Genomic DNA, 20,727 nt, shown 5'->3' with positions numbered 1-20,727 from the left:
AGAACCCATTTACTACTCATTAGTAAATAGATTCAGACTGTAGACGGCTCATTCTATAATAGAATGAGCCGTCTACAATTTTTAACGTTCCCAAAAATGAGGGGGGTTTCAGGAGCGTAATCATGAACTAGCAAACTTCTGGAGAAAAGTAGCTAAAGTTCATCCTCTCTACACTGTATTGTAGAACAAGGAATATTCTTTATATGATAATGATAATCATTATCATATTGATTGTCAACATTAATAAAAATGATTTTTTCATTTATCAGTAGCCGTCTTCCACTGTTAGGAAAACAAAACGTTGCTGGCATCTTGCTTTCCTTTGTGCAATCGCTTTCCGCTACCGTGTGCTGAACCTCTACAGTAGATTTTTACGACCAATATCATGAGTGCATTATATACAGAGAGACGACCCTAGAAAAGGGAATCACCCTCTCATGCCAAAAGCTTTTGCAAAGGGAATTTAAAATAGGAAGCTGCTACCAGTAAGATACTGGAAGCAGCTTCCTAGCTAAAATTAAACTTAAAAGCGTATAGTAATGGATTTATAGATTATTGAACTACTTCAGGGTGAAAACCATCTTTTTGGAAGTAATCCTCATGTGACCAAATATTTAATTTTGCATCCTGAGCTTTTTGTTGAATAGCTCTAAATGCATCTTCAAATGTATTGTTTGGTTTATGAATATAACGTACAACTGCAAGCCCTTCGTTTAATAAAGATTCCTGCAATAAGACATTATCTACAAACACGTAGGCTAGAAGGCGATCATAATTGTCTGTTTCTGGTCCAACATCATAGACCGCTTCAATTTTCTTAGCCTTTTCCAATAAATTGATCGTATACTCTTTTGCTTCTTCCGCATATGGCTGAGCGCCACCTTTATTGTAATTCATTTCAGGAGTATCCACCATTAATAGACGAATTTTTCGTTTCTCATCATTAATTGTCGCCTGAATCGTATCCCCATCATATGCTTTAATATAGTCTATCTCAAAGCGTTTATTACCTGTTTTTCCTTCCACTTGTTCAATGGTAATAGTACCTTGCTGATCTGTAACTGATTTAGTACTTTGATCTTCCGCAGGTGATCTGCCAAATATCATGTACAATGCTACAGCCAAAATAATCGTACCACTTGTTATTAATGTTTTTATATCTTGCATTTTCATGTAGTAGGCCCCTCACAACTAATCATCATTGCTTATACTTACGATTCGTATAAGTTGTGCACCTCATCATCAGAAAGACAACAAGTTTCACGATGTTTCTATTGTAAAATATCAAGCTACTACATTCAAGCTATCATATTGTCACTGCTACCCAGTGATTTGGTAAAACCTCTACTAACTGACTATTTTCTACCTCATAACGTATTTTCACGTCTTCTGCATGATCAGCATCAGTATATTTCTGCTTCTCAATTGCAGGATCTGGAATAGGAATAGAACGTAGTAATGCACGTGTATATGGATGTTGTGGGTTAGCGTATAGCTCTTCACTTTCTGCCAGTTCTACAATCTTTCCACCATACATCACGGCTACACGATCACTGATGTGCTTCACCATGGATAAATCATGGGCAATAAATAAATACGTCAGCCCAAGCTTTTGTTGTAATTCTTTTAATAAATCAACAATCTGCCTTTGAATGGAAACATCAAGTGCCGATAAGGGTTCATCACAAACAATAAAGTTTGGCTCAACCGCTAATGCTCTCGCAATACCAATTCGTTGACGCTGACCTCCCGAAAATTCATGAGGATAACGCATGGCATGCTCTTTTTTCAAACCAACAAGTTCAAGCAATTCCTCTACCCGTTGTCGCCTCTCCTCATGTGTCTTCACCAGACCATGAATATCAAGAGCCTCGCCAATAATATCTAAGATTTTTCTGCGAGGATTTAACGATGAATAGGGGTCTTGGAAAATAATTTGCATATGGCGACGCATTGCCTTTAGCTGTTTTTTCGATAGCCTCGTTACAGGTATTCCTTGATACAGAACCTCTCCATTTGTAGGCTGATGAAGTTGAAGAATCGTCCTACCTGTAGTCGATTTACCTGAACCAGATTCACCAACCAAGCCCAATGTTTCACCAGGATATATATAGAACGATAAATCATTCACTGCTTTCAACGTTTGACCACGACCTAATGGAAATTCTTTGGATAGATGGGTCACTTCGATTAACGGCTTATGTCGATCGATACCTGGCTGAATAGTAGCAATCTCTTTTGGCTGCTTTTTCTCATGCAGTTTTGGTAAGGCATTCAATAATTTCTGGGTATACGGATGCTGGGCATTTGCAAAAATTTCTTCTGTTGTGCCCTGTTCAACTATTTCTCCTTCTTTCATCACTATGATGCGATCACACATACCTGCAACAACGCCTAAATCGTGTGTAATTAAAATAATAGACGTTCCCATTTTCTTTTGCATATCGCGCATCAATTTTAGGATTTGAGCTTGAATAGTAACGTCCAGTGCTGTTGTTGGCTCATCTGCAATAAGCAGTGAGGGATTACAAGCAAGCGCCATAGCAATCATTACCCGTTGACGCATACCACCTGAAAATTCATGAGGGTATTGTCGATACCGTTCTTCTGCGTCTCTAATACCAACCAGTTTTAATAATTCTATTGTTTGTTGATAGGCTTCGTTTTTTGACATTGACTGATGCTTGATTAAACTTTCAGCCACTTGATCACCTATTCGAATAGTAGGGTTTGTGGATGTCATCGGATCTTGGAAAATCATACTAATATCTTGTCCACGTATCCCTTCCATTTGTTTTTCACTAAATTCAGTGAGTTCTTGCCCTTTAAACACAATTGAGCCAGATTTCAAAAATGAAGGTGGCGATGGTAATAAACGCATAATGGAGCGAGCCGTTACACTTTTCCCGCTCCCAGACTCTCCCACAATTCCTAGTGTTTCACCTTTATTTAGATGGAAGTTAACGTCCTTAACGGCTTCAAATTCTGTCTCCCCTGTGATAAAGGATACGCGAAGATTATTGATTTCTAAAAGCTTTTCACTCATTCGACCCATCCTTTTTAAAATTTGTGATTGACTTACTTTCAAGTATAATCCATACTTTACAATACTGATAGGAATTATACAATATAATGCTGAATATTTTATTTACGTTTGGAGGAAATGCATGGTTACTTCAAAAAATCATTTAAAACCAGAGAAATTTATTTTCTTTTCTACGGTTTATCAAAAACTAATGCATCAAAAGCCTTATCATCTACTTCTTTTTCTTTTTAGTATTTTAGTTCACCCTTTTACATACTTTATCTATCGGAAAAGGAAACTTTCAAACACTTACGATCAGGCTTTTGCATTGCGTAGTCAGTACTATATAGAGCATGGATTGGTTGCCCAGTGGCAAAAGGAATTTGAGCAACAAGAAATAGCAAAAGCTACATTTTTTAAAGAGGCTGTATTGGAGTCACAAATTCAGTTCACAGCCAAGCACTTAGCTCAAAGGAAGCTTCAACAGCAAGTGGATCAGGATTTACAAAAAGAGGACATACAACAACTATCCTATGTCCAATTTTTTAATCAGCAACTAACTAACAAACGTTTTGTGGCTCTTACCTTTCTACCAGCTGTTTTATTTTATGTAGTACTTATCTTATTTGCGAATCCATTTCTGCAATTTATCATTGAACGTATTTTACAAAGCTTCATTGTGATTGTTGGAGTGGCTACATTAGTGTTTACCATTTTATATTTATCACCTTTTGATCCAGCAAGAAACCTACTCGGAGTTGAAGCAACACCTGTGCAAATAGAAAACTTTAATCGCATTCATGGTTTGGATCAACCTTATTTATCACAGCTATGGAACGCATTATCTGGTCTATTTACATTTGATTTAGGTACATCCTTTGCAGGTAAAGAAGATATCACACATAGCATTGCTACAAAATTTCCTGTCACTCTTGAAATTGCCGTATTGTCGTTGCTAATGGCTATTGCTATTGCCATACCAGTTGGAATTATTTCAGCTGTTCGTCCAAATTCATATTTGGATTATACATTTATGTTCATTGCTTTAATTGGTCTATCCATCCCAAGCTTTTGGCAAGGTTTAATTTTTATTTTGACATTTGCTCTAAAGCTACAATGGTTTCCAGCTACCTATAACCCTCATAATTGGCTATCGCTTATCATGCCAATTGTCGTCTTAGGAACATCCATTACGGCTTCTATTGCTAGGATGACAAGGTCAAGTATGCTTGAGGTGATTCATGAGGATTACATTATTACAGCAAAAGCTAAGGGCTTAAATGAATTCAAAGTGATTTCAAAACATGCCATTCGCAATGCTATGATTCCGATTATTACGGTGATTGGACTTCTTTTTGGAGGTATGTTGGGAGGCGCATCTGTAACAGAAAAGGTATTCAACATTAGTGGTATAGGTAGCTATATCGTCGATAAACAATTTATCCCTGATATTCCGGCCATTCTTGGGGGCGTTGTTTATATTGCCATCACCATTTCGATTGTCAATTTATTCATTGATATCATGTATGCCTTTTTTGATCCACGCATTCGCTCGAAAATGAAGAAGTCTTAAAGGAGGATCACCTGTGAAAAACATCTTACATGTCAAACTACTCTTGAAGATTACACAGGAATATGTCAATTCTCATTTTACTTTTGTCTTTTCCTTACTGTTTTCTTTACTATTTCTAGCCTATAGCTATAATTTTTCCAGCAATAGCTGGCGACCAGTGGTTCTGCTTCTTTTTGTTATTTATGTCATCACTACGGTATATGTTGCCTTCGTCAATTTACGAATTAAAAAGGATTTAGCAACGTATGGTGACATTCAAAAAAATACTCGACTGTTTGGCTATCCTCTTTTAATAACGATACTGTCAGGCAATATTTTTTCGACATCCTTTGCATTTATGCTTGTGTCAAAAAGAAAGACTGCTGAATATACTTTTGCTGCCTATGCCTTTATAACACAGCTATTCATTTTAGGTATTGCAGCATTGAATTTATTTAAGCCATATGTCACAGATACCTTTGTACTGGCAATGGGCGTTTTCTTAGTACTCTCGCTTCTCTATATCGTGATGGCCATTTTATGTACGAAATATGTCACAGCAACTGAGGCACCTAAATGGATGCTCATTCCAGGTATTGTCCTATTATTGGCGACTTTCACTGGTAATCTATTTGCGACTTTACTAGGATATAGCCTTATCCAAAAGGCTCGAAGGGTAAATCCATCTTCTATTGAGAAATGGCAAAAAATATGGGAAAAGATTTTACGCAATACAATGGCTGTATTCGGCTTATTCTTCATTATTTTCATGTTCTCGTTATCCGTTACAAGTTCTTGGACTTTCGACTATGATTTCGCTACTGAAAATAATTATGGAGCATTGCTACAAACACCGACATTAGAATACCCACTAGGTACAGATAACTATGGTCGAGATTTATTCTCTCGTATTGTGTTTGGGGCACAAATATCATTAATCGTCGGATTTTTCTCCACGATTATCCCCGCAGTTATTGGTGGCGCATTAGGAGCATTTTCAGGCTATTATGGTAAATCCACTGATAATATCATCATGCGAAGTCTCGATATTTTATATGCCATTCCTGGGATATTGTTAGCCATTGCTATTATCGCCGCATTTGGTGCTAATACTGTGAATCTTATTATTGCACTTAGTGTTGGAGCAATTCCAACCTATGCCCGTACAATGCGGGCAAATGTTATGCAGCTTGCTAATTATGAGTTTGTAGAATCGGCTAGAGCTTTAGGTGCATCTGATGCAGCTATTATCTTCAAGCACATTGTCCCCAATTCTTTAGCACCAATGATTGTGAAAGCAACATTAACGATTGGTGGAGCTGTTATTTCCACAAGTAGTTTAAGTTTTTTAGGGCTAGGTATTGAGCCACACATTCCTGAATGGGGCAATATTTTAAAAGTTGGTAGTACGTACCTGGAAACACATTCATATGTCGCGATTTTCCCAGGTCTTTGTATTATGCTTCTTGTCCTCTCCTTTAACTTCTTAGGAGATGGTTTACGAGATGCTTTAGATCCAAAAACAAATTAATCGGAGGTAACTATGAAGAAATTACTTGTATTTTTATTCGTTGCAGTACTAGCTTTGGCTGGCTGTGTACAAACAAAAACTGACGTAGAAGGCAGTAAAGATTCAAAAGATAGTGACAAGAGCAATGGCAAGGTTGCCATTGAAGTATTAGGAATGGCAGCTTCTGAAGAAGACATGAACATTGTACGTGACCAATTAGTGAAAAATGGTTTTGATGTAAAGCTAAATATTCAACCTGATTACGGTTCTTTCTCTGCTCAAAAAGAAGCAGGTAACTATGATCTTGCTCTTTCAAGCTGGACGACAGTTACAGGGAACCCCGACTATGCTGTTCGTGGTTTATTTAAAACTGGCGGTGACTACAGTGTGGTGGCAGATTCAAAACTAGATGCGTTGATTGATGAAGCGAGTACATTGACTGGTGAAGAAGCAGCAGCTAAATATAAAGATTTAGAACAATTATTAGTATTCGATCAAGCTTATATTGCGCCTTTATATATTTCCAATAAGTATCAAGGTATCTACTCTGAACTTGTAAACCCTAAAACAGTACTTTTACCAAAATCTCGTGCACAAGTTTGGGAAAAAATAGAATTTAATGATACATCTAAAAATGCAACAGAACCTTTAATTTTACACCAAACAATAAATTCTCTTACTTCACTAGACCCAATCAAAGGGAATGATGGTTCAATCAACACATTAAACACGAATATGTATGTTCGTCTTGTTAACTTAACAGACACAGATGAAGTTGTGTCAGATGGTTCATTATCTTACAACCATGTAATGGCTGAAGGGAATCAAGAATATTACTTCATTTTACGAGATGATATCAATTTTGCAGCAGTGAAAGATGGTGCAGCTGTTGATACAGGTGAAATAGTGTCAGCTGAAGATGTAGTCTTCTCATTAAACCGTGCGAAAGACGCTAATTCAGTACCAGATCATCGTACTTACAGCATTCATGAAAACATTGAAACAGTCGAAATCGTTTCAGATTTAACTGAATTACAAAATAAAAAAGTAGCAGGCTCTGAGCAATCCGTTTTAGAAGCATTATCACAAAACCTACCTGCTTCTGTAGCGCAATTAGCAAAAGATAAAGGTGCTGTTAATAATGAAGCAGGTGCATACCAAGTTGTTAAAATTACAACACCTACACCTTTCCCACAAGTATTAAACTATTTAGCACACCAATCTGGTGGTATCGTATCTGAAAAACAAGTAACGAGTATTAATACGTATGATGTGGCTAACTACAACCCTGACAAGGACATTGCCTATGGTGATCAAGCTACTGTAACGGAAGGTTCAGCTACATTCAATAACCAGTTATATGCAAGTGGTCCTTACATTTTAGTGAAGAAAAATGATTATGAAGCACAGTTTGTGAAAAATCCTGCTTATCGAGCTGGTAGCGAATATGAGCCAAAAATTGCTAAAATCAATGTCCGTTTTATCTCTGATGTTGATAGTGCCCTATCTGCATTACGTAATGGTGAAATTCATGTTCTACAAACAGTACCAGAAACGAAACTGGATATTGTCAAATCAGATGCTAAATTAACATTAAATACGGCAGATAGTAATGCTGTGTCGTACCTACAAATGAATACATCTGGCCGTGCGGTTTCTGATTCAGCAGATTTACGTAAAGCAATTCTATACTCTATTAACCAAGATGAATTCATTAGCTATTATCAAGGCAATAAAAAACCAGCTGTATCCACAGTCTCTCCATTAATTGATACTGGTTTAAAACTTGAAGCAGATAGCGAAAAAGTAAAAGAATTGGTAAAAGCATATAACGATAAAAAGTAATACAAATTAGAGCCTTCTCAAAATTTGAGAAGGCTCATTTTTAATAGAAGAAACTCATTTTAAATTTCATTATGTGATTTTGGTTTTGGTCCTAGCTCTTCAGGTTCGATATCAGCGAATGTTTCGCCTTCTTCTTCTAGGTCACGCATACGATGTGCAATACGTGATGCCGCTGACGCTGCTATACTACCAACCAAATCATCTAAGAACGTGTTGACATGATGTCCGGGTTCTGTATCCAGTTTTTTAATAATCCCTATTTTCTGCTTGTCTAAGTGACCAAAAGTAGTAACGGCAATGCTGCCATATGTAAATACAGATCCTAGTGCAATTGTTTCGTCTACACCAAATAGACCTTCATCTGATTCGATAATTTGTTGTAGTGGTGAAGATAATAATTTTTTCTCTGCTAATTCATCTAATTCAATCCCTACTAATAAAGCATGTTGCACTTCTCGCTTACGTAATACACGTTCAACAGAATGAACACAATGCTCTAGTGTTAAACCTTCATTATAGGTTTTTTGCATTTCGTAAACAATTTGCGCGATATCCTCTATCGCTACACCTCTACGAATTAACGCGGCTTGAGCTGCCTTTGCTACTTCGTCAGAGTGCACACGAATACTTTTATTATGCATAATTAACCCTCATTTCGATTTTTATTGCTAGTATAATGCTAGCCCAACCTATTATACCTTTACTTACGTAATATGGTACAATTTTGTTACAAACACAAGAAGGAGTGTCATCATTGGATAAGGGAACAGTACAGGATTTAACATTTTACAGTGAGTCATTACAGGAAGAATTACAGCTTTATATTTATGTTCCTGCAAATTATTCTCCACTATATAAATACAACATTTTAATCGCATCAGATGGTAAAGATTATTTCCAACTTGGCGGTATTACAAAGCTAGCTGATGAACTGATTGATGATTATGAAATCGAAAATTTAATTATTGCATTTGTTCCTTACAAAGACATAAAAGATCGACGTCATAAATATATTCCGAGCGGTGAGCAACATGAAGCCTATCTTCGCTTTTTAGCACATGAACTAGTACCGTATTTAGATCGTGAGTATGCCACTTACCAAATGGGTATGAGTCGTGGGGTAATTGGTGACTCTATGGCTGCTACAGCTTCCTTAATGGCTGCTTTAAAGTACCCAAGCATCTTTGGCAAAGTCATTCTACAATCACCTTATGTAGATGCTGATGTATTAAAGGCCGTGGAAAATTTTAAAGATCCAGGATCTATTTCTATTTACCATATCGTAGGCAAAGGCGAGGATCAGGTTGTGACAATGGATAAAACCATCAAAGATTTTTTAACACCTAATCGTCAATTGCATGATCTCATGATAAATAAAGGGTTTACTACATTTTATGACGAGTTCGATGGTAATCATACATGGAAATATTGGAAACCAGACCTTCGACGTGCATTAATTGAAAATTTCAATTAATATGAAGCGATTCAAATTACGAAAACTGAAATTTCTGTTATACTTAATTAGAAAAATTGTTTATTTTCGGGAGGTAATGGACTATGAAGTACGGTATTGTGGCATTTCCATCAAAAAAATTGCAAGATTTAGCGAATACTTATCGCAAACGATACGATCCTCATTATGCAAAGATTACACCGCATATGACATTAAAGGACAGCTTCGATGCGTCTGAAGAAGAGATTCAAACCATCGTCAAGCAATTAGATGAACTTGCTGCTAAATATGCACCTTTAAACATTCATGCATCTCGCATTAGTTCGTTTTTCCCTACAACAAATGCGATTTACTTCCGCATTGAACCAACAGAACAATTAGCAGCATTCCAACATGAGCTTCAAGAAAAAATCCCTTATGGGGAAATGAAGCATGTCTTTGTTCCACACATTACAATCGCTCAAAAAATGTCAGATTCAGAGCATGATGACATTTTTGGTCAATTACGCATGACAGGCGTTGATGAAAAAGATACAATTGATCGCATTCATCTTTTATATCAATTAGAAGATGGTTCATGGACAACTTACGAAACATTCCGTTTGTCTGGAGCTGAGTGATTGTTGTATAACGTTAAAATTGTTGAAACAAAACAAGAACACGATGATGCCTTTGCTATTCGCAAAAAAGTATTTGTTGAAGAGCAAGGTGTTCCGCTTCATCTAGAATGTGATGCTGAGGATGCAACTGCAACACATTTTATTATGTATGATAACGATGAGCCTGTTGGAGCAGCACGTTTACGCAGTATTGACAACAATACAGCTAAAATTGAGCGTGTTTGTATTTTACAATCCCAACGTGGCAAAAAGTTAGGCGCATTAATCATGAAGGAAATGGAGAAGCACGCTATTTCCATTAATAAAAAAACCTTAAAACTTCATGCACAAAGCTATGCTATTCCCTTCTACGAAAAGCTAGGCTTTACAGTTACCTCACCCGAGTTTATGGATGCAGGTATTCCACACCGTGCTATGGAAAAGAACATTTAATGAAAGGGTGTTACGATATTTATAATGTCGTAACACCCCTTTTTTATGAGACGAATTCGCTTGCCACCATTTATCTACTCTATCGTAACAAGCTGCATTGCCAAGTAGATATGCCATGCGCTACTTCATCATTCTAGTGATTTTATCGAAATCTAGTGATGCGCCATCTTGAATAATAGATTGTACTAATTTATCTTCTAACTCTTGCGTAATCGATCTGTTAGATATTTTAGCAACACGTCGTACAATTTTTCTTACTTGTTTTTCACTGGTAAAATCCGCATGTTGAATGGCATTGGCTAATGCGAAGATTTCATCCATCGATACACCTGTTTTTTGCTCAATCGAATTAAAAAACGAGCGATGCATGTTTTCCCTCCTATCATTAAAACTCAATATGACCTTGCTTCTTGCACGAAACATTTCGCAAATGGTGGAGGCCTTAACTTTATTTAGAATTTCCTAAATAAAAGCTAAAGCCTTTATTATGTTCATCAAATTAGATGTAAGTAGCGCCAACAATAATTAATAGAATGAATAGTACAACAATTAGAACAAATGTAGAACCATAACCATAGTTGTTGCCTCCAGAGTATCCTCCGCAGTAGCTATTGTTCCACCCACCAACGTTATTTCCGTACGGTTGTGAGCCCCAGCCTTGGTATCCCATAAAAGCACCCCTCCCTTCTACAACCTATAATATGTTTCGGTCGTAAAAATGGGAGGGGTATTCGTCTAGTCAATATTTCCTTTTGGTCTAAATATTAATGCACCAATAAAGCCGAACACAATAGCAGCACTGATTCCTGAGCTTGTTACCTCGAACATGCCTGTTAATACGCCTACAAGTCCATGTTTTTCTGCCTCTGCCAGAGCACCATGTGTTAATGAATTCCCAAAGGATGTAATGGGTACTGTCGCACCTGCTCCAGCAAAATTAATTAATGGCTCATATAAGCCCATACCATCCAATATAGCGCCTACAACCACTAACGTACTTAATGTATGTGCTGGTGTTAAATTGCCAACGTCCATTAATAATTGGCCTATGACGCAAATAATGCCTCCAACAATAAATGCAAATATAAAAGTCATAACCATGTTTTTTGCCTCATTTCATCGTAATTTCTATCGCATGTGCCGTACATGGAATCGTCTCGCCTTGCTGATAGGATAGCGGAGATAATAGCGCACCCGTTGCTACTAGTAATACTCGCTTATAGCTCCCTGCACGCATTTGTTGAATAACATAACTAAAAAAAACAGCTGCCGAACAGCCTGCACCACTTGCACCAGATTGGAATGCTTCATCCTGTCCATAAAATTCAGCACCTGCATCACGTAATAACGTGAGCTCTTCATTTTTCACGCCATTTTCCACAAGCATTCCTTTCAATAGCTTTAAGCCAAGCTGGCCCAAATCGCCTGTTAAAATTAAATCGTAATGATAAATTTTTTGATTTCTCTGTTGTAAATGAGATTGAATCGTCTGAAATGCAGCAGGTGCCATTGCAGCACCCATATGGAAAGGATCATCCATACCATAGTCAACGGATTTGCCAATTGTTGCTGCTTCTATAGATGGATACTCCTCGCGATGTTTCCCAATTAGCGCATAACCAGCAGCAGTTACAGTCCATTGAGCTGTTTGTGGTTTTTGTGCTCCATAATTGATCGGGTAACGAAACTGGCGTTCAATTGCATTATGTTGACTAGAGGCACCTGCTAATGAAAAATTAGCAGCACCTAACTCGGTTAACAGGCATGCAATAATGACTGAAGATACAGATGTGGCACATGCCGAAAAGAGTCCAATAAAAGGGATTTCTAAATCCCTAGCGGCAAAATTAGTTGGCGTCATTTGGTTGACTAAATCTCCACCCATTAAATAATTGATATCACCTTTTTGTACGCCCATTTTTTTCATAGCAAATTCACAGGCCTCTTCGATCATTTTACGATGTCCCTGTTCGTTTGTTTTCATTTGCCAACGTTCATCATCATACACAGAGTCAAAATATTGACTAAAAATACTCCTATTTTCTAATGGACCTGCTACCACACCACCTGCTAAAAGAGAGGGCTTCGATTGAAATACAATTACCATGAAACCACTCCTATCGTTACGAGGATATATTTAATGAGCGCTACAAAAAATGCTGACACTACACCAAATAAAACAACTGATCCTGCTAATTTAAATAAATTTCCTCCGACTCCCAATACTAGCCCTTCAGAACGATGCTCGATTGCTGCCGAAATAACAGCATTACCAAAGCCTGTTACTGGAACTGCTGATCCAGCCCCAGCAAATTGACCAATTCTTTTATAAAGGCCAAGACCTGTTAATATCATTGCGAAAAATACCATCGTTGCAACCGTAGGATTTCCTGCTGTTGCTTCTGTAAAATTGAAGAAAATAATATAAAAAGAGACACAGCTTGACCGATTGCACAAATAAAACCGCCAACGAAAAAGGCTTTTGCTACATTCTTTAAATAAGGGGGCTTTGGTGTAACATTTTGCTCTAACTGTTGATACTGCTCTTTTTCCATTTATGTCTCCTCCTTTGCAAGCTCTTTTAGTTCTGTAATTTTATCGCTTAATTTATTATCTTCCATCTGATCCTTTTTTATTTTATTGGCTTCATAAAAAATTTTGTAATCAGCGGAGACAAACACTTCTTTGTTTGGATATTTCTCTTCAAATTTCTTTTGCAATTTTTTCTCTAACTTAGTTTTTTTCCACTTTTCCCATGGTTTAATTTGTACTGCGATAAGCATACTATCGTCATATTGAATAACCGTTGAGCGATCAACATAGTCTTCTTCTTTAATAAGGGTTTCGACTTCACTTTCATTTTGTGGAGACCCATAGACGATAAATTTTTCCTTTTCAGCACAACCATTTAACAGCGATAAAACAACTAAGAGAGGTAACGTCATTCCTAGTAGCCTCAAGTTTTACCCTCCTTTTCTTTACAGTTTCTCCACACATAAAAAAACTATTCATTCAAAGAAATACACAAAAGCCCGAGTCCAGTTTTCAAAAGTACATATTGTAGAAGTAGTAACAAGGAAAGGGGGTGACAATATGGGTTGTGGTAAGCCAACAAATCCTATTGGACCAATCCATTCAGCAGGCTGCGTTTGTGACGTAGTTCGCGCTATTTTAGATATTCAAAATCAAGCGGTGCGAGATGAGTGTTCTCCATGTACAGCAAACTGTTTCTTAGAGCCACTAGGCGGGATTGTTAGTCCTGCACGCTCACAAGCAGATACACGTGTTTTCATGTTAATTACAAAAGATGGTACTCCTTTCAAAGCATTCTTTAACTCTCCAACAGCAGATCCTTGTATTTGTACATCCGTATTCTTCCGCGTAGAAGATATGTTTGATGAATGCTGTGCTACTTTACGTGTTTTAGAGCCATTATGTACATTTGACTCTAGTGAAAGTACAGTAGACTTACTAAGCAAAGATGGTTGTTGTATCAACATGAAGAAAATCTGTAAAGTAGATGACTGGAGCTCAACAGATAGCTGTATTACTGTGGATTTATCTTGCTTCTGCGCTGTACAATGTATCGCTGATGTTGACTTAGGGATTTGTGACTAATTCTTTCACCTTTGACACACACACATAAAAAAAGTGTACAGCATCCTCTGCTGTACACTTTTTTTATAAAGTTGGCAATTTTCTTCCTCGCCAAAGTATTTGCTGTATATCTTCAAAATGAATGATTTCCTGTATTTTTAATTCTAATGATGTGAGCATTAAAGAATCATTCTGTACATCTGAAGCTGTCCCAGTTAATTTTCTACCATCCTTTAAACAAACTAATAATGGCTGATAGGCTCTCTGACGAAATGGTTTTTCTAAAAACTGGAGCTGTTTCAGTAAATAAGGATCTATTTGTACTTCATCCACTGTCTCATTTTTTTCTTCAACTATTTGCTCATCGAACATAGTGTCCTTTACATAGACAGATGTACTTTCATCCAAATCAAGTTCATGTAACACCTTAGAAATATTTAAAAAATATGATGGTGATTTTATAAACAAGCGTGGTTCTTGATCCACTTTACTCACTTCCCTTTTTTCCATACAATATGCGAAAGTAAGCAAATTGGTTCTTAGCCTATTTGGCTTAAGAAAACTGTCGCTAAGCCCAAATAAATTAAAATACTTGTAATATCATTTAATGTAGTAATAAAGGGTCCTGATGCAACAGCAGGGTCAATTTTTAGTCGATGCATTAACAATGGAATAAATGAACCAGCTAATGTTGCCACTAAAATAGAACCACAAAGCGCTGCCCCTACTAACATACCTAGGACAAGTTCATGTTTCCAAAAATAAACGATCCCAATAACAATTAATCCACAAACAATGCCTGACATTAAGCCAGTACCTGCTTCACGTAATAGTAACTTCAATTTACTATGTTCTTCTACATCACCTGTTGCAATCCCTCGAATGGCCACGGCCAATGCCTGTGTTCCACTATTACCTGAAGTTCCTGAAATTAATGGAATAAAGACCGCTAGTAAGGCAACCTTATCTAAAGTATCCTCAAATTGCCCCATTAGGTTAGCTGTTAACATACCTAGAAACAGTAGAACTACTAGCCATGGCAAACGTTTTTTAGCTGCTTGGAATGGTGTTACATCAAATTTATCCATATCCGAAATACCAGCTAATTTAGAGTAATCCTCAGAAGCCTCTTCATCAATAACATCAATAATATCGTCAACCGTGATAATACCAAGTAATTCTCCTTTATCATCAATAACAGGTGTCGCTAAAAAATTATAATCCTTCATAATTTGCGCGACTTCTTCTTGGTCATCGCCTACATGTACCATTACGACACGTTCATTCATAATTGACCGAATAAGTGTATCCTCGTCAGCAATGATTAAGTCACGTAACGATATAACACCCGTTAGACGATGTTCTTCATCCACAACAAAAATATAATAAACGGTCTCTGCATCTGGTGCCTCTTTACGCAAAATAGCCATAGCTGAACGAACTGTTGAATTTTCTGGTATAGCGACATATTCAGTGGTCATGATAGAGCCAGCAGTATATTCATCGTAGCTTAGTAGCTCATTAATATCTTCTGCCGCTTCTTCATCCATCATTTCTAAATAGCTTTCGCGCTGTGCTGTATCCAGTTCATTTAAGACATCTGCCGCATCATCCGCATACATATGAGATAGCATTTCTGCACCGTATGATGGATCCATTTCAGCAAGATATGCTTTATACTCATCATCTTCAATATCGATTGCCTCAAAAATATCAGCCATTTCTGTCGGAGACAAGAACGAATAGATGATTTTCCTTATATCAGGTTCCACCTTTTCATAAAACGTTGCCTGATCATATGGATGAAGTTCTAAAAACTCATCACGGAATGCGTCAATATTATGTGCTTCCAGCATTTCTCGTAGATGTGCCTCATCAAATTGCACATCATCCTTTTCATTTCTTTCCTCTATCATGCTTGTCCCCTCCTTCCGAGCTTTCAATCATTTTACGGGCAATGCTGCCGTAAATCTACCTTCTATATAATAGAGTGTAATGTACCTTTTCTGCAAACTCTTTTTTAAGTTATATTTATGAGCAATTGGGCAGATTTTTATAAAATTCAATATTACGCCTAAAATCATGACGATTCTATTTTACTATACCTTACCTTTGTCACTTTGTTATGAATAAGGTGTAAAAAATAATCTACTTCTCTAGCCAAACTCCAAGATAGTTGTTGTTGACGCGCAGATAAACAATACATCCAATTTTCACCTACCATACAACCTGTGATATTAAGAATCTCCCTCGTGAAGAAATACGCAGTTTAACCTAATTCAAAAAACGATAAGGAGATGCTCGTTTGCGCGAACACCTCCTTTTATCAAAAATTTATGCTGAAGATTCCTTCAGTAATCTTTGCATGTCTTCATTTAGCATACTTGTAAAGTGTAATGGCACACTTGTTAAAGGATGCTCCATACTTAAAGATACACAATGTAATGCTTGTCGATCAATCTGAAGACGACTACCACCATAAAGGTCATCCCCCACAAGTGGGTGTCCAAGATGTGACATGTGCACGCGAATTTGATGTGTACGCCCTGTATGCAATTGAAGTCGTACATGTGTCATTGGTTCAGCACCCAGTGAAAAACGCTTCAGAACCTTTACATCCGTATGTGCATATTGTCCATCTTCTCGTACTTCTCTTTCAATAATACTAGCTTCTTTACGACCAATCGGAGCTATAATCGATTGAAAGTTTTGTTCGATATGTCCATGTACAATGGCTTCATATTGTCTTGAAATCTCTCTCTTACGCTGAGCAAGCCCTGTTAAATGATGAATATGAGCATGCTTAGCTATGCATAGTAAACCTGATGTATCTCGGTCTAGCCTTGTAACAATATGAGCCGTAGAGGCCAATCCTTGTTGCTGAAAATAGCCACAAACTAAATTTGCAATGCTGTTGGTTGGATGCTCTCGTGAGGGTATCGTACTTTGATGAGCTGGTTTGTTGAGCACTATGATGGCATCATCTTCGTATACAATGGACAAATCTCCATACTCGATAGCAAGCCCTTCACTTTTTTCTTCAGGAGGAAACGTTACTTTCACACAATCTCCAACTTGCAGGATATGTCTCACATTACGTTCGACATCATTCACAGTCAACATGCCACCATCAAACTTAATAGCTGTTAGAGCTCGCTTAGAAATACGCCACTCTTGAAGAGCCTCTCGTAATAATTGGCCATTTTTCTTTGCCTCAAATTGTAATGTAAATCTTGTATCCACGTTATTCATTTGCAACAAATGATTCATGCACTCGCTCCCAAAATGGGAATGGTCGGAAACGGGCAAAACGTACTCTTTCATTTGCTACATTAAACGCTATGGCTTTGACATCACCTTGAGTAATTTGCAAGTGATCAACAGTCATATTAAAATTTTGTTCATTTACAGGACGCAATACACAATGATGGTGTGCTGGTAAGATTAATGGCGATCCTACTGTCCTGAAAACGCGGTTATTAATTGAGGCAATTTCAGTGACTTGGAGTGCCGCTAGTGTAGGATGTATGATGGCTCCACCTAGAGCTTTATTATAAGCCGTACTACCCGAGGGAGTGGATACACAAAGACCATCACCACGGAAACGCTCAAATTGATTGCCATTTAACTCTACATCCATCACAAGTGTAACATCTGGCGATTTGACGGTTGCTTCGTTTAAAGCAAGATACGTATTTGATTCGGCATTATGATGCTCTACCCTTACTTCCAGCAGTGGATATTCCACAACATTAAAATCCTTCTTAGCAATGGACAAAACTAATTTTTCTAATTCAGATGGTTTCCAATCCGCATAAAATCCTAAATGCCCTGTATGGATACCAACGAAGGCTACCTGATCTAATAAATGGGAGTATCGATGAAAGGCATGCAATAGTGTGCCATCTCCTCCAATCGAAACAACAATTTCTGGCGTCTCTTCATCATAGGTCAAGCCAAAATCCTGTAAATAGGTTTTAGCAAGTTCCATCAGCTCGTTGGATTGTGCATCTCTACGTGATTGAATCGAAAATTTCATTGTGCGTCACGCTCCTTCTCCGTTAGTAAATTAGGATTCGATGCTTCTTTATATTCGCTAAAGTAGGCCTGTGCCTCTTGAATTTCACTACGAATGGATGACATTTCCTCATCCAACCGAAATGCTGCCTCGGCAGCACTTTGCAAGCGATTCTTAATCTCTTCTGGGAACATGCCCTTATATTTATAATTTAAAGAATGCTCTATTGAAGCCCAGAAATTCATGGCTAGTGTACGGATTTGTATTTCCGCTAATACTACTTTTTTTCCTTGTATTGTTTCAACAGGATACTCCACTATCATATGGTAGGAGCGATAACCACTAGGCTTATTATGTGTAATATAATCGCGTTCTTCCACTACACGCATATCTTTTCGCTGACGAATTAGCTCAGTTACCGTTGAAATATCATCAACAAATTGACACATAATCCGAAGGCCAGCAATATCACCAAGTTCATCACCAAGTTGTTTAGAAGGCTCAAAAGCTAGTCCTTTTTCTAACGTTTTGTCATATATACTTGCTAAAGGCTTGACACGTCCTGTAACAAATTCAATTGGCGAATTGGCATTAACAATACCAAATTGCGAACGCATGCCCTTTAATTTTACTTTTAATTCGTCTACTGCTTGTTTATAAGGACTTAAAAAAATTTCCCATTGTCCCATTGTAAAAACCTCCCGACAATCGGTATCGAACACCACCATCTGTTCGTTTTGTCTTTCTATTCAGCAAGAATAGCCTTGAAGTGTTGTTCCACTGCCTGGACAAATTCTGCCCCATAATTGTAATTTCCTTCAATATTATACACGAGCATTTCCAATTCCTCGTAGAAATTTGTCAGCTCAATCACTTCTTCACCTATTCGTAGCAATGGATTTTTCCCTTTTTGTAAAATATGTACAAGATTTTCCCAACTACTCGGTGGAAAACGCAAGTAATGATAGTCTTCACCTGCATCAAGTAAATAAATGAATGCAAAATCATCTGAATCTGCAATGAGTTGTCCAGCAGGTTTTAACTGTAAATTTACTTCATTGTCGTTTAAACTAAAATGAAGTTGATCTTGTTCAAAATTCGATGTATCTATTGTATAAATTTTACGCACATGCGGTTCCCCTTTTCGTTGTACTCTTCCTCTTATTTTAGCACACAGGGTAAATAGTTGCAGTGTGTAAATATTAATTCGAGCGAAACAACGGATGAAAAATAAAAAATAAATAGGTGACTATAAATGACACAAGAAATTGAAATTGAATTTAAAAATCTATTAACAAAACAACAATACGAGCAATTATTACAAGAGTTCCACATTAGCCAAAATGCTATTCATCGTCAAACAAATCATTATTTTGACACACCTAATCAAGCAATTCGCAACCTACAAAGTGGTCTTCGTATTAGACAAATTGGTGATTATTTCGAATGTACGCTCAAAGAAAAAAACGCCGAGCATGCTCACCTTGAAACGACGGATGAAATAACAGCAATAGAGGCGCAACAAATGTTAGATGGCAAAGGATTTTATGCTCAAGAGGTAGCTAAAAGATTAGCTCTTCATCACATTCCTTTAGAACAATTGCATGTATTTGGTTCTCTCACTACAGATCGTGTCGAAATTCCTTACAAAGAGGGACTTCTCGTTTTTGATCATTCTTTCTATTTGCAGCGTGACGATTATGAGGTAGAATATGAAGCAAAAGATGCAATAAAAGGAAATATAATTTTCGACGAATTTTTACAAAAATATGGTATTGATAAGCAACCAACTGATAAAAAAATTGCTCGTTTTATGAAGGCACTAAAAGCACAAAATTTATAAAAGTAGAAAAAAGGAAGGTGTCTGACTCCTTGGATATTCAATCATTCAAATCTTTACTAGAAATTCGGGCTTTGCAAACACTTGGATCAAGCGAAAGTTCACCCACGGACAATGAGTCTATTTTTTCTGATATGATTAACGAATTATTAGGAGAAACTTCGACAGCAAGTAATGCTAAATTATCAAGCTTGCTTGCTACAGGAACAGCAAATAATTCAAATTTCGTCAAAGAATTAGCTACTTTGGAGCAAAGTCCATTAGAATCATTACTTTACAAAGGGTCTAATGCTGTGTTTATACCTGAATCAGTCAAACAAGCTTTAGCAAACACATATGCTAATAACAAACTTGATTCCTATGTTTCAGACGATGTAATAGGCTCTACAGCATATGCTAATTCACTAGCAGGATCAAATGAGTATACTGCCATTATTGAAAAAGCAGCCGCTACTTATCAGATACCCGAGAAGCTTATTGCAGCGGTTATTAAACAAGAATCTAATTTTAATCCAACTGTAGTAAGCCATGCGGGTGCGCAAGGTTTAATGCAACTCATGCCCAAAACAGCACAATATTTGGGTGTGACTAACGCTTTTGATCCAGAGCAGAATATTATGGCTGGTGCAAAATATTTGCGTCAAATGCTAGATAAGTTTAATAATGACCCTTCACTAGCATTAGCAGCTTATAATGCTGGCGCATCTCGTGTTACGAAATATGGAGGAATCCCTCCTTTCAAAGAAACACAGAATTATGTCAAAAAAGTGATGAATTACTTTACAGTGTAATCGCATCTTTCCTGTTATCTATGTCATTTCCAACAAATTTCACC

Annotated in this window: 23 protein-coding genes and 1 pseudogene; 9 read left to right on the top strand and 15 right to left on the bottom strand. The window is 37.2% G+C overall.

The genetic code is table 11. The features are described from left to right. Nucleotides 1–552: 552 nt before the first annotated feature. Both LBYS11_RS03670 and LBYS11_RS03665 read right to left on the bottom strand, forming a co-directional pair. A complete protein-coding gene (locus LBYS11_RS03670) occupies nt 553–1,173 on the bottom strand; it encodes a thermonuclease family protein (RefSeq protein WP_048392013.1) in 621 nt (206 codons plus the stop codon). 133 nt (nt 1,174–1,306) lie between these two features. After that, nucleotides 1,307–3,046, bottom strand: a complete 1,740-nt coding sequence (locus LBYS11_RS03665; RefSeq protein ID WP_103117502.1) for an ABC transporter ATP-binding protein — start codon at nt 3,044–3,046, stop codon at nt 1,307–1,309. A 121-nt stretch (nt 3,047–3,167) separates the two neighbouring features. Here LBYS11_RS03665 and LBYS11_RS03660 point away from each other — a divergent pair, with 121 nt between their 5' ends. The 3 genes from LBYS11_RS03660 to LBYS11_RS03650 are packed head-to-tail and all read left to right on the top strand — an operon-like array spanning nt 3,168 to nt 7,932. After that, complete coding sequence (locus LBYS11_RS03660; RefSeq protein ID WP_103117501.1) at nt 3,168–4,598, top strand: ABC transporter permease; 1,431 nt, start codon at nt 3,168–3,170, stop codon at nt 4,596–4,598. 13 nt (nt 4,599–4,611) lie between these two features. Continuing rightward, nucleotides 4,612–6,108: an ABC transporter permease gene (locus LBYS11_RS03655; RefSeq protein ID WP_103117500.1), complete on the top strand. Its 1,497-nt coding sequence runs from the start codon at nt 4,612–4,614 to the stop codon at nt 6,106–6,108. A 12-nt stretch (nt 6,109–6,120) separates the two neighbouring features. Next, nucleotides 6,121–7,932, top strand: a complete 1,812-nt coding sequence (locus LBYS11_RS03650; protein WP_103117499.1) for an ABC transporter substrate-binding protein — start codon at nt 6,121–6,123, stop codon at nt 7,930–7,932. Between the two features lie 59 nt (nt 7,933–7,991). Here LBYS11_RS03650 and LBYS11_RS03645 read toward each other — a convergent pair whose 3' ends face one another. Further along, nucleotides 7,992–8,573 (bottom strand): phosphatidylglycerophosphatase A family protein, encoded by a 582-nt coding sequence (locus tag LBYS11_RS03645; RefSeq protein WP_054549790.1) that lies wholly within the window; start codon nt 8,571–8,573, stop codon nt 7,992–7,994. A 113-nt stretch (nt 8,574–8,686) separates the two neighbouring features. On the opposite strand from LBYS11_RS03645, the gene LBYS11_RS03640 reads away from it, so the two are divergent. The 3 genes from LBYS11_RS03640 to LBYS11_RS03630 all read left to right on the top strand — a co-directional run bounded on the left by LBYS11_RS03640 (nt 8,687) and on the right by LBYS11_RS03630 (nt 10,437). Beyond that, on the top strand, nt 8,687–9,406 hold the full coding sequence (locus LBYS11_RS03640) for an alpha/beta hydrolase (RefSeq protein ID WP_103117498.1): 720 nt from the start codon (nt 8,687–8,689) through the stop codon (nt 9,404–9,406). Nucleotides 9,407–9,489: 83 nt separating this feature from the next. Beyond that, nucleotides 9,490–10,005, top strand: coding sequence for a YjcG family protein (locus LBYS11_RS03635; RefSeq protein ID WP_054549788.1), 516 nt, complete (start codon nt 9,490–9,492; stop codon nt 10,003–10,005). Nucleotides 10,006–10,008: 3 nt separating this feature from the next. Then, entirely contained in the window at nt 10,009–10,437 is a 429-nt protein-coding gene (locus LBYS11_RS03630; protein WP_054549889.1) for a GNAT family N-acetyltransferase, read from the top strand. Nucleotides 10,438–10,557: 120 nt separating this feature from the next. On the opposite strand, the gene LBYS11_RS03625 is transcribed toward LBYS11_RS03630, so the two are convergent. The 6 genes and pseudogenes from LBYS11_RS03625 to LBYS11_RS03600 form a co-directional block, all read right to left on the bottom strand. Then, complete coding sequence (locus LBYS11_RS03625) at nt 10,558–10,806, bottom strand: stage VI sporulation protein F (RefSeq protein ID WP_004230969.1); 249 nt, start codon at nt 10,804–10,806, stop codon at nt 10,558–10,560. A gap of 130 nt (nt 10,807–10,936) precedes the next feature. Beyond that, nucleotides 10,937–11,107, bottom strand: a complete 171-nt coding sequence (locus LBYS11_RS03620) for a YjcZ family sporulation protein (protein WP_009374137.1) — start codon at nt 11,105–11,107, stop codon at nt 10,937–10,939. Nucleotides 11,108–11,172: 65 nt separating this feature from the next. After that, nucleotides 11,173–11,532 (bottom strand): stage V sporulation protein AE, encoded by a 360-nt coding sequence (gene spoVAE, locus LBYS11_RS03615; RefSeq protein WP_369823981.1) that lies wholly within the window; start codon nt 11,530–11,532, stop codon nt 11,173–11,175. A 16-nt stretch (nt 11,533–11,548) separates the two neighbouring features. Then, nucleotides 11,549–12,544, bottom strand: a complete 996-nt coding sequence (locus LBYS11_RS03610; protein WP_054549787.1) for a stage V sporulation protein AD — start codon at nt 12,542–12,544, stop codon at nt 11,549–11,551. Continuing rightward, nucleotides 12,538–12,992, bottom strand: a pseudogene (gene spoVAC, locus LBYS11_RS03605) (stage V sporulation protein AC). Before spoVAC ends, LBYS11_RS03610 begins: the two are co-directional and overlap by 7 nt. Further along, nucleotides 12,993–13,397 (bottom strand): YhcN/YlaJ family sporulation lipoprotein, encoded by a 405-nt coding sequence (locus LBYS11_RS03600; protein WP_225340734.1) that lies wholly within the window; start codon nt 13,395–13,397, stop codon nt 12,993–12,995. Between the two features lie 133 nt (nt 13,398–13,530). Between LBYS11_RS03600 and LBYS11_RS03595 the strand changes: the two genes are divergently transcribed. After that, nucleotides 13,531–14,055: a CotY/CotZ family spore coat protein gene (locus LBYS11_RS03595; RefSeq protein ID WP_004230953.1), complete on the top strand. Its 525-nt coding sequence runs from the start codon at nt 13,531–13,533 to the stop codon at nt 14,053–14,055. A 63-nt stretch (nt 14,056–14,118) separates the two neighbouring features. Here LBYS11_RS03595 and LBYS11_RS03590 read toward each other — a convergent pair whose 3' ends face one another. The 6 genes from LBYS11_RS03590 to LBYS11_RS03565 form a co-directional block, all read right to left on the bottom strand. Next, nucleotides 14,119–14,520, bottom strand: coding sequence for a hypothetical protein (locus LBYS11_RS03590; RefSeq protein WP_231595610.1), 402 nt, complete (start codon nt 14,518–14,520; stop codon nt 14,119–14,121). Nucleotides 14,521–14,573: 53 nt separating this feature from the next. Next, nucleotides 14,574–15,950 (bottom strand): magnesium transporter, encoded by a 1,377-nt coding sequence (gene mgtE, locus LBYS11_RS03585; protein WP_048392024.1) that lies wholly within the window; start codon nt 15,948–15,950, stop codon nt 14,574–14,576. Between the two features lie 418 nt (nt 15,951–16,368). Then, a complete protein-coding gene (locus LBYS11_RS03580) occupies nt 16,369–17,304 on the bottom strand; it encodes an RluA family pseudouridine synthase (protein WP_103117497.1) in 936 nt (311 codons plus the stop codon). Continuing rightward, nucleotides 17,279–18,073: an NAD kinase gene (locus LBYS11_RS03575; RefSeq protein WP_004227435.1), complete on the bottom strand. Its 795-nt coding sequence runs from the start codon at nt 18,071–18,073 to the stop codon at nt 17,279–17,281. The genes LBYS11_RS03580 and LBYS11_RS03575 overlap by 26 nt, the downstream gene beginning before the upstream one ends. Further along, nucleotides 18,070–18,741 carry a GTP diphosphokinase gene (locus LBYS11_RS03570; protein WP_004227437.1) on the bottom strand — a complete coding sequence of 224 codons (672 nt, stop codon included), beginning with the start codon at nt 18,739–18,741 and terminating at the stop codon, nt 18,070–18,072. The genes LBYS11_RS03575 and LBYS11_RS03570 overlap by 4 nt, the downstream gene beginning before the upstream one ends. Before the next feature lie 56 nt (nt 18,742–18,797). Beyond that, the gene (locus LBYS11_RS03565) at nt 18,798–19,181 is read right to left on the bottom strand and encodes a UPF0738 family protein (RefSeq protein WP_004227440.1); all 384 of its coding nucleotides are present in this window, start codon (nt 19,179–19,181) and stop codon (nt 18,798–18,800) included. 126 nt (nt 19,182–19,307) lie between these two features. On the opposite strand from LBYS11_RS03565, the gene LBYS11_RS03560 reads away from it, so the two are divergent. After that, on the top strand, nt 19,308–19,895 hold the full coding sequence (locus tag LBYS11_RS03560; RefSeq protein WP_103117496.1) for a CYTH domain-containing protein: 588 nt from the start codon (nt 19,308–19,310) through the stop codon (nt 19,893–19,895). Nucleotides 19,896–19,924: 29 nt separating this feature from the next. Next, on the top strand, nt 19,925–20,683 hold the full coding sequence (locus LBYS11_RS24080) for a lytic transglycosylase domain-containing protein (protein ID WP_103117495.1): 759 nt from the start codon (nt 19,925–19,927) through the stop codon (nt 20,681–20,683). The last annotated feature ends 44 nt before the right edge of the window (nt 20,684–20,727 follow it).

It is taken from the genome of Lysinibacillus sp. YS11, assembly GCF_002896375.1.
In the GTDB taxonomy this organism is placed as follows: Bacteria; Bacillota; Bacilli; order Bacillales_A; family Planococcaceae; genus Lysinibacillus; species Lysinibacillus capsici.
Note: the sequence above shows the minus strand (reverse complement) of the source record. Positions and strands in the feature narration are given on the sequence as shown.